Annotated in this window: 4 protein-coding genes and 1 pseudogene; 2 read left to right on the top strand and 3 right to left on the bottom strand. The window is 68.2% G+C overall.

Annotated features, from left to right (window positions below; genetic code table 11):
- A pseudogene (locus tag HCC78_RS33815) lies at positions 1–100 on the top strand (aldehyde dehydrogenase); the annotation flags it as partial.
- Between the two features lie 25 nt (positions 101–125).
- On the top strand, positions 126–1,052 hold the full coding sequence (gene kdgD, locus HCC78_RS18270) for a 5-dehydro-4-deoxyglucarate dehydratase (protein ID WP_216671214.1): 927 nt from the start codon (positions 126–128) through the stop codon (positions 1,050–1,052).
- A gap of 3 nt (positions 1,053–1,055) precedes the next feature.
- On the opposite strand, the gene HCC78_RS18265 is transcribed toward kdgD, so the two are convergent.
- The 3 genes from HCC78_RS18265 to HCC78_RS18255 all read right to left on the bottom strand — a co-directional run.
- Positions 1,056–1,781 carry a FadR/GntR family transcriptional regulator gene (locus HCC78_RS18265; RefSeq protein WP_253949243.1) on the bottom strand — a complete coding sequence of 242 codons (726 nt, stop codon included), beginning with the start codon at positions 1,779–1,781 and terminating at the stop codon, positions 1,056–1,058.
- Between the two features lie 117 nt (positions 1,782–1,898).
- Positions 1,899–2,483: a hypothetical protein gene (locus HCC78_RS18260; protein ID WP_172330236.1), complete on the bottom strand. Its 585-nt coding sequence runs from the start codon at positions 2,481–2,483 to the stop codon at positions 1,899–1,901.
- A gap of 37 nt (positions 2,484–2,520) precedes the next feature.
- Positions 2,521–3,257: cadherin domain-containing protein (locus tag HCC78_RS18255; RefSeq protein ID WP_216671213.1), on the bottom strand; the 737-nt coding region annotated here is incomplete at its 5' end.

The raw sequence follows: 3,257 nt of genomic DNA, 5'->3' as shown, positions 1-3,257 counted from the left end.
CGGCGCGACCTCGGTCGGAACCCTGTCGATCCGCCGCTTCCTGCGCCCCGTCTGCTTCCAGAACATCCCCGGCAGCGTCATGCCGGATGACCTCAAGTAACCCCGGTCCCGAGGAGACCCCGTACATGACCATTTCCCCCGACGTGCTGAAGACTGCCCTGGGCTCCGGCCTGCTGTCCTTCCCGGTCACCCATTTCGACGCCGAGAACCGCTTCCAGCCGGAAAGCTACCGCCGCCATGTCGATTGGCTGGCAGGCTTCGATGCTCCCGTGCTGTTCGCCGCCGGCGGCACCGGCGAGTTCTTCTCGCTTTCCCCGCGCGAGATCCCGCAGATCGTCGCCGCCGCCAAGGAAAGCTCCGGGAAGACCGCCATCGTCTCGGGCTGCGGCTACGGCACCGAAATGGCGATCGAAATCGCCCAGTCGGTGGAGAAGGTCGGCGCCGACGGCATCCTGCTGCTGCCGCATTACCTGATCGACGCGCCGCAGGAAGGGCTCTACCGCCACATCAAGGCGGTCTGCCAGTCGGTGGAATTCGGCGTCATGGTCTACAACCGCGACAACGCGGTGCTGCAGGCCGACACGCTGGCGCGGCTCTGCGACGACTGCCCGAACCTGATCGGCTTCAAGGACGGCACCGGCGATATCGGGCTGGTGCGCCAGATCACCGCCAAGATGGGCGATCGGCTGACCTATCTGGGCGGCATGCCCACCGCGGAGCTTTTCGCCGAGGCCTATCTTGGCGCGGGCTTCACCACCTACAGCTCCGCCGTGTTCAACTTCGTCCCGGCGCTGGCGAACCGCTTCTACACCGCGCTGCGCGGGGGTGACCGGGCGACCTGCGAGACCATCCTGAAGGATTTCTTCTATCCCTTCATGGATCTGCGCGCCCGCCGCAAGGGCTATGCCGTCTCGGCGATCAAGGCCGGCGTCCGCCTGGTCGGCTTCGACGCGGGCCCGGTGCGCGCGCCGCTCGACGACCTGACCGCCGAGGAAGAAGCGATGCTGCAGGCGCTGATCGAGGCCCAGGACGGGCTGCTCGCCGCGGCCTGATCCTCAGGCGCCCTGCCTCTGCAGGGCGCGGTACCGCCGGAGGCTGCCCTTCAGATGGCTGCGCATCGCAGTCCGGGCGGCTTCCTCGTCGCCGTCGAGGATGGCGTTGACGATCGCCTCGTGCTCGGCATTGATCTTGCCGATGTAGTCCTCCGGCACCTCCGCCGCCTTGCCCAGCGAGCGGCGCGGGATCGCCGCCTCCCCCAGCAGCGTCAGCATCTGGCCGAAGCGCGGATTGTTCGTCGCCTCGGCGATGGCGCGGTGCAGCGCCAGATCCGCCTCCGACGAGCCGTCCGTGCCGCCCGCCTCCTGCACCTTGCGCAGGCAGTCGAGGATCTGCGCCTCCTGCGAGGGACTGCGCCGCATCGCTGCGAGGCCGGCCGCCTCAACCTCGATGGCAGTGCGCAGCTCCAGCAGCTCCATCACCGCCGGCAGGCTGGTCATGTCGAGTTCCAGAGGAGAGAACGGCGCGGACACCTCCGGCTCGGTGACGAAGATCCCTGCTCCCTGGCGCGGCCGCACCAGCCCGTCGGCCCGCAGAGCCGCAACCGCCTCGCGCACCACCGTCCGGCTGACCCCGTGGTCGCGGGTCAGCTGCGCCTCGCTTGGCAGGCGGTCGCCGGGCTTGTACTGCCCGCTTTCGATCATCGCCCGCAGGCTGTTGCAGAGCTGGGCCACGAGGCTTTCCTTGCCCCTGCCGGTCGGCATTGCAGTGTCATCGTCGCTCAAGGCGGCATCCATTTCTCGTCCGGGTCAGACCTGTAATACAAGCTGGATTGCCCGTCCGGTCAATGGGCCTGCGCCGCTTCCGCTGCGGGACGCGGCGCGGTCGCAACGCCGCGGAGCTCAGCCGGCCTTGCGGCGGCGCAACGCGACCAGCACCAGGGCGCTGCCAAGGAGCACGCCGCCCGCGGGAAGCGGGACGATCCCGTCGAGCTCGGCCCCGGTCAGGACGGCGGTTCCCACATAGGACGCGGTGCCCAGGAGACTGATCGGCCCGGCCGTCGCGGTCAGCGTCAGCAGCAGGTAGTCCCCGCCGTAATCGCCCGCGAGGCTGCCGCCGGCCTTCAGGAACAGGGCCTGGACCACACCCGGCGCGGTCACTGCGCTGTCCTCGTAGCTGCCGGCCAGGAGCAGCGGCCCCGGCGACACCGGGCCGAGCACCATGCCGGTCACATGGCCTTCCCCCAGATCGACGCCGCTGCTGGTGAGCACGGACGGAATCCCGCCAGGATCGGCAACGGTCGGACCGGAGAAGCCGAACAGCAGCCCGTCCGCAACGGTGAACCCGAATGCCGGAATGCTCGAAACGGCGGAGGGGCTGGGCACCGCCGTGACGTCGCCGAGCGTCGCGGCCTGGCCGATCCCGGCGGACAGGAACGGCATGGCGGCCGCCAGGCAGGAAAACAGGGTTTTCTTCATCGAAATCATGTCAGGCCTCGTTGGTTCTCGGCATGGTTGCATTCCATCATAGGAAAGTGATTTCGGCAAGGCTGGCGGCGCCGTTCACCGTGAGCGCGTCGTAATCCGTGCCGTTCATGTAGAGATAGGTCGAGCCGTTCCAGCTGAAGTGGAAGCCGACTTCGGTCCCCTGCAGATCTATGGCATCGACCCCGGGCTCGTAATCCGCGACCGTCGCCATCTGGGTCGCCCCGTCGGCGGCATTCTCGAAGATGAAGACATCCATCCCCCCGCCGCCGACCGCGACATCGCCGAAGCCGCCGCCGGTGGAGATCTCGTCTTCTGTCTCGCCGCCGACCAGGACATCCGTGCCCCCGCTGCCGGTCTGGACGGTATCGCGCTCGAAGACATTCTCCACGGTGATCCGCAGATCGGCGAAGACGGTCTGGCCGTTGCTCGTGGCCGAGACCTGCAGATCATAGACATTGTCGCCGCCGTCATCCTGCGGGGTCTCCCAGTCCGGCGCGGCGGCGAAGGACAGCTCGCGGCTCGACGGGTCGAGCTTGAAGAAGGCCTCGTCCCTGCCGCCGGAAATGGCGAAGGCGATGCCGCTGTCCGGGTCATCCGGATCGGACGCCTCGAGCAGGCCGACGAAGACGGTGTTCTCCTCGACGGCGAAGGCCGTGCCGGAGGCGAAGACGGGTCCGTCATTCTCCACCGCAACCGACACCGAGGCCTGGCTGTATCCGAACCCGTCCGTCACCGTGTAGCTGAACGTGTCCGTCCCGACGAAGCCCGGATCCG

Origin of the sequence: Mangrovicoccus sp. HB161399 (assembly GCF_013184745.1) — a bacterium.
Taxonomy (GTDB): Bacteria; Pseudomonadota; Alphaproteobacteria; order Rhodobacterales; family Rhodobacteraceae; genus Mangrovicoccus.
Note: the sequence above shows the minus strand (reverse complement) of the source record. Positions and strands in the feature narration are given on the sequence as shown.

What these genes read in the sequence shown, in the direction of transcription:
- kdgD (WP_216671214.1), top strand. Translation starts at nt 126, where the DNA reads ATGACCATTTCCCCCGACGTGCTGAAGACTGCCCTGGGCTCCGGCCTG.
- HCC78_RS18260 (WP_172330236.1), bottom strand. Translation starts at nt 2,483, where the DNA reads ATGATTTCGATGAAGAAAACCCTGTTTTCCTGCCTGGCGGCCGCCATG.